Source organism: Streptomyces sp. NPDC058459, assembly GCF_042721685.1.
In the GTDB taxonomy this organism is placed as follows: Bacteria; Actinomycetota; Actinomycetes; order Streptomycetales; family Streptomycetaceae; genus Streptomyces.
Genome location: NZ_JBHXLV010000302.1, coordinates 1 through 5,440, shown reverse-complemented (window position 1 = coordinate 5,440; position 5,440 = coordinate 1). Strand labels below are relative to the sequence as shown.

At 69.5% G+C, this 5,440-nt stretch carries 5 protein-coding genes; 2 read left to right on the top strand and 3 right to left on the bottom strand.

The window, feature by feature from the left end; genetic code table 11:
• Window positions 1–17 precede the first annotated feature (17 nt).
• Both ACFWN1_RS31240 and ACFWN1_RS31235 read right to left on the bottom strand, forming a co-directional pair.
• Window positions 18–1,349 (bottom strand): MFS transporter, encoded by a 1,332-nt coding sequence (locus tag ACFWN1_RS31240; protein WP_384369451.1) that lies wholly within the window; start codon window positions 1,347–1,349, stop codon window positions 18–20.
• The gene (locus ACFWN1_RS31235) at window positions 1,346–2,011 is read right to left on the bottom strand and encodes an ArsR/SmtB family transcription factor (RefSeq protein ID WP_384369448.1); all 666 of its coding nucleotides are present in this window, start codon (window positions 2,009–2,011) and stop codon (window positions 1,346–1,348) included. The genes ACFWN1_RS31240 and ACFWN1_RS31235 overlap by 4 nt, the downstream gene beginning before the upstream one ends.
• Before the next feature lie 461 nt (window positions 2,012–2,472).
• Here ACFWN1_RS31235 and ACFWN1_RS31230 point away from each other — a divergent pair, with 461 nt between their 5' ends.
• Window positions 2,473–3,018, top strand: coding sequence for a M23 family metallopeptidase (locus ACFWN1_RS31230; RefSeq protein WP_384369445.1), 546 nt, complete (start codon window positions 2,473–2,475; stop codon window positions 3,016–3,018).
• A 66-nt stretch (window positions 3,019–3,084) separates the two neighbouring features.
• Here the strand turns inward: ACFWN1_RS31230 and ACFWN1_RS31225 are convergent, their stop codons facing one another.
• Window positions 3,085–3,684 (bottom strand): TetR/AcrR family transcriptional regulator, encoded by a 600-nt coding sequence (locus ACFWN1_RS31225; RefSeq protein WP_384369442.1) that lies wholly within the window; start codon window positions 3,682–3,684, stop codon window positions 3,085–3,087.
• A gap of 122 nt (window positions 3,685–3,806) precedes the next feature.
• Between ACFWN1_RS31225 and ACFWN1_RS31220 the strand changes: the two genes are divergently transcribed.
• Window positions 3,807–5,399 carry an MDR family MFS transporter gene (locus ACFWN1_RS31220; protein ID WP_384369439.1) on the top strand — a complete coding sequence of 531 codons (1,593 nt, stop codon included), beginning with the start codon at window positions 3,807–3,809 and terminating at the stop codon, window positions 5,397–5,399.
• Window positions 5,400–5,440 lie beyond the last annotated feature (41 nt).

Here is a 5,440-nt window from a genome sequence, read left to right as displayed (position 1 = left end):
GCCCCCTTCCCGCGTCTTCAGGGCGTGACGTCCGACTTCTTTCGAGGAGCGTGCTCCCCGAGGTCCTTCGTCGGCACGTCCCGGCCGCGCGTGCTGTCCAGCTCGCGCCACTCCGGCCGCAGCCCCGCCAGATTCGTGGTGAGGAAGTAGGCGGTCCCGCAGACGAGCAGTACCGGTACGAGTCCCACGGAGGCCACCGCCGCCCCGGCGAGGAGTCCACCGAGCGGGATGCCCGCCCAGGCCAGTGAGTCACCGAGCGCGTTGACCCGGCCCAGCATGCGGCGGGGGACCCGTTCCACCAGGACCGCACCCAGCACGGGGTTGAGGAAGCCCGCGCCGAACCCGCTGACGGCCATGACGGCCAGCACCACGCCGAGCCGGGCATCGACGGCGAGGATCAGGAACCTCGGCGCTCCCGCCAGCAGGAAGCCGACCAGGACCACCGCCCTGCGCCGCAGCCGGTGCGCGAGGACCGCGGCGATCAGGCTTCCGGCGACCGCCGCCGCTCCCGTCACACTGCCGGTGAGACCGAGCGCGGCCGGTCCGTGGCCCGACTCCCTGGCCCAGACGGGCCTCAGGACCGTGCTGAACGCGGCGTCGAGCAGGTTGGTGACGGCCACCACCACGATGGTGGTGAGCAGCAGGGGCTCGGTGCGCAGAAAGGTGAAGCCCTCGCCGAAGCGCTGCCAGTATCCCGCTTCGGACTCCCCGGCCCGGTGGGCGGCGGCCTCGGCCTGCCGTGCCGCCCGGCGGGGGAACGCCAGCGCGACGACCAGCGAGCCCAGGGCGAAGCAGCCCGCGTTGACCGCGACGCAGGTGAGGGGGTCGAGCAGGGCCACGAGGGCACCGCCGATCGCGGGGCCGAGGGTGGCGGCGAGCCGTTCGGTCACCCCGGACAGGCCGGCCGCCCGCTCCAGCGGCACCCTGCCGCGCTCGGCCGCTTCCGGGACCATGACCTCCTTGGCCAGGTCGCCGGGTCCACGTGCGGCGCCGATCACCGCGACCAGTGCCAGCAGGAGCGGGAAGGACAGCAGGTCCAGGGCGTGGCACAGGGGGATGGCGGCGGCGCCGACCGCGCTGACGAGGTCCGTGGTCCACGAGACGGTGCGCGGTCCGGCCTGGTCCACCAGGGGGCCGGTGAACGCCTTGACCGCCACATAGGGGGCCATCTCGCAGAAGGCGACCAGCCCTGTCTGGGTGGCGCTGCCGGTCGTGACCAGGATGAACCAGGGCAGCGCCACCGCGGAGACCCGAGTGCCGGTCAGGGAGACCGCCATGGCGGTCAGTACCCCGGCCAGCGGCCGTAACGAGCGCGGGCCGGAGCCGGTGCCCCGGGGCGCTCCGGTCATGACGTCTCCGGGGCGGACACGGCCTCAGGGCCAGGGCACTCGTCAGGTGTCGCGGTCGTGTCCAGCTCGGGCAGGAGGTGCGTGACGACGCCGACCCGCTCGGCGCCCTCCGGCGCGTTCAGCGCCGCCTCCGGCGTGTCTCGTCGGTAGCGGGCGATGACGGACCTCAACTCCTCGTGCAGCGTGGCGGCTTCGTCGGGAGTGAGGCGCAGGGCCCAGTCGCTCAGGTCGAAGTTGTCCCGCCAGGCCGGGGGCATCGTCTCCAGCTCGTTCAGCGTCTGCTGGACGCGCAGGGTGTAGGCGGCGGCGACGGACTGCAGGTAGGCGAGCGTGGCCTCGGGTTCACGTTCGGCCAGTTCCCGGTCGTTCAGCTCGGTCATGTGATGCACCGAACGCCACCAGCGTTCGCGGGCGTTGCCGCGCTCCGCGTCCTCCTCGACGAAGCCGGCGGCGCCGAGCTGGCGCAGGTGATAGCTGGCCGTCCCGGAGTTCACCCCGAGCCGCTCCGCGAGGCGGGTGGCCGTCGACGGACCGTGCTTCCGCAGCAGTCCTACCAGCCGGACCCGTACCGGATGCGCCATGGCCCGCAGCCCCTTGGCGTCCAGCACTGCCGAGTTCGTGTCAGTGGGCGGCCCCTCGGGCCGCTTCGTCGCGTCGGTCACCCTGCGGAGACTAGACCGCCAAAACTTCTTCGCAAAGGGTTCTTCGCAAAGAAGTCTTGGCGGATTTCCGGTCCCGGCATGCGGGAGCCGCAGAGTTACCGGACGGTACGTTGCTGGAGGTGCGCGTCACATTTACCGGGCCCGCGATCCGGCCCGCCGGTGACATGCCGCACAGGCGAAATGTCCGGTACTAGCCGGGATAGTGAGTTTCTGAATCAGGACAAATGTGGTTTTACGTATCGGAACCCAGAGTGATACCGGCAGGCCATACCGCCTGGTGTCCCCGGGGTGCCCGGCCTGTCAATAGATGACCGATTTGAGACGCTTCTACTACCTCGTAACGTAGATGGGCTCTTTGAGCCCGGATGGGGTGAGGGGTTACCAATGTGGAGTCCCGCCCGGCAAGCGGTGAAACATCCGTACGCCGGGTGGCTCTCTGTCTCCGACTTCACGAGGTATCGATGTTCAAGCGTTCCACGTCTGTCCGTACGTCCGCGCTCCGCACCCGCATGGCCGTCCTGGTCGCCGCCGTCGGTGGCGCGGCCGTGCTGGGTGGCGGGGTTGCCAGCGCCGCCTCCGCCTCCGCGACCTCCTGGGTCGACCCGGTGAAGAAGTACACCCTCTCCGCCAGCTTCGACCAGGGCGGCAGCCACTGGGCGCACAGGCACAGCGGTCAGGACTTCGCGGTGCCCACCGGCACCGAGGTCCTCGCGGCCCACGGCGGCACCGTCGTCAAGGCCGGCCCGAACGGCGCAGGTGACGGTCCCGCGTACGGCAATGCCATCGTCATCAAGCACGGCGACGGCCTGTACTCGCAGTACGCCCACCTGTCCCGTGTCGACGTCAAGATCGGCCAGGTCGTCAAGACCGGCCAGCACATAGCCAAGTCGGGCAGCACCGGTAACTCCACCGGCCCGCACCTGCACTTCGAGATCCGCAAGACGCCGAACTACGGCTCGGCCGTCAACCCGGTCACCTTCCTGAAGGCCCAGGGCGTCCACGTCTGAGCCGCGGGCCACCGCCCCCCGGCCCTCAGCGGCCACCGACGGTAGTCCGGACCGCGGATGTCCGGACTACTTCCTGCCGCGGGCGCCCTCGTGCGCCTGCGTCACCAGATCCACGGCGACTTCGAGAACCGCTTCGCGCTTCTTCTCGGGGTCGCCTTCCAGGTCCGCCATGACGAACATGCCGGCGTGCAGGGTGAACAGCGCGCTCATCGAACGGACCTGGTCCACCATCTCGGCCTCGGGGTCGATGATGATCTCCCTGAGGCCCTTCATGCGTTCCTTGAACGTGTCCCCGATGCGCAGCTCCCGCACCGTCGCCTGGTTCTCCTGCATGAACCGGAAGAGCGGCTGCGCGCCGGCCAGCGCCGCGCTGTAGCGCCGCACGATCTCCTGCTTGGTCTCCAAGGTGTTCGGCCGGCCGCGGCCCCACTCGATCAGGTCCTCGATCGGCTGCGTCAGATCCGCGAAGAGACTGACGATGATCTCTTCCTTGGTCTTGAAGTGGTAGTACAGAGCCGCCTTGGTGACCCCGAGGTGCTCGGCGATCTCGCGCAGCGAGGTCTTCTCGTAGCCCTGTTCCGCGAAGAGTTCGAGCGCGACGTCCTGGATGCGCTGGCGGGTGTTGCCGCGACGCTGCTGCTTGGTGCCGTCCATGGTGTCGCCCATCCTCGTGTCCCTCCCGCTCACGCGGAAACTTACTTGACGCCCGGCTAGTAGCAGGTTACCTTCCAGCATAGTGAACTAGCCGGGCGACAAGTAAGTAGCGGTCGCCAGGGGGAGTGGGAGAAATGGCGGACACGCAGACGGCCACAGCGGGCCAGGCGGCGCCCGAGCAGCCGGAGAAGCAGCCGAAGAGCGTACGAGTGGTCCTGCTCGCGCTCATGATCGCCTTGATGCTGGCGATGCTGGACAACATGATCGTGGGCACCGCGATGCCCACCATCGTGGGCGATCTGGGCGGGCTCGAGCACCTGTCCTGGGTCGTGACGGGGTACACCCTCGCCACCGCGGCCTCGACCCCGGTCTGGGGCAAGATCGGTGACATGTACGGGCGCAAGGGCGCCTTCCTCGGCTCGATCGTGATCTTCCTGGTCGGCTCCGCGCTGAGCGGTATGGCTCAGGGCATGGGTGAGCTGATCGCGTTCCGGGCCGTCCAGGGCCTGGGTGCCGGTGGTCTGATGGTCGGCGTCATGGCGATCATCGGCGACCTGATCCCGCCGCGTGAGCGTGGCAAGTACCAGGGCATGATGGCCGGCGTCATGGCGCTGGCGATGATCGGCGGTCCGCTGGTCGGCGGCACCATCACCGACAACTGGGGCTGGCGCTGGTCCTTCTACATCAACCTGCCGCTCGGCGCGGTCGCGCTGGCGCTGGTCTCCGCCGTGCTGCACCTGCCGAAGAAGCGGGCCAAGGCGGGCATCGACTACCTCGGCGTCACCCTGCTCACCGTCGGCATCACCGCGATCGTGCTGGTCACGACGTGGGGCGGCACCGAGTACGCCTGGACCTCCGCGCGCATCATGGAGCTGACCGCGCTCGGCGTCGTCGCGCTGGTCGGGTTCGTGTACTGGCAGACGAAGGCCGCCGAGCCGGTCGTGCCGCTGCACATCTTCAGGAGCCGCAACTTCTCCCTGATGGCCGTCATCGGCTTCATCACCGGCTTCGTGATGTTCGGTGCGACGCTCTTCCTGCCGCTCTACCAGCAGGCCGTGCAGGGCGCGTCCGCGACCAACTCCGGGCTGCTGCTCCTGCCGATGCTCGGCGCGATGCTGGTGACCTCGATGGTCGCGGGCCGGGTCACCACGGGCAGCGGCCGCTACAAGGTCTTCCCGGTGGCCGGCGGGGTGCTGATGATCATCGGGCTGTACCTGATGTCCACCATGGACACCGAGACCACCCGGCTGACCTCCGGGATCTACATGGCCGTGGTCGGCGCGGGCATGGGCTGCCTGATGCAGGTGACCATGCTGGTCGCGCAGAACAGCGTGGAGATGAAGGACATGGGTGTCGCGTCCTCCTCCGCCACCCTGTTCCGGACCCTCGGCTCCTCCTTCGGCGTGGCCGTCATGGGCGCCCTGTTCAACAACCGGGTGCAGGACGTGATGGCCGAGCGCGCCGGTGCGCTGGGCAAGGGCGTCACCGAGAAGTCCGCCCAGCTCGACGCGGCCAGCCTCGCCAAGCTGCCGGTCGCCGCTCGGGAGGCGTACCAGCACGCGGTGTCCGCGGGCACGCACTCCGCTTTCCTCCTCGGCTCCGCCATCGCCGTCGTGGTCCTCGTCGCGGCCGTCTTCGTCAAGGAGGTCCCGCTGCGCGGCGGCCCCCAGAAGCCGTCCACCGAGCCCACGGACGCGATCCCGGCCCCGGTGATCGAAGCGGTCTGACCGCCCCGGCGGTACCGAAGGCCCCCGACCACCGGTCGGGG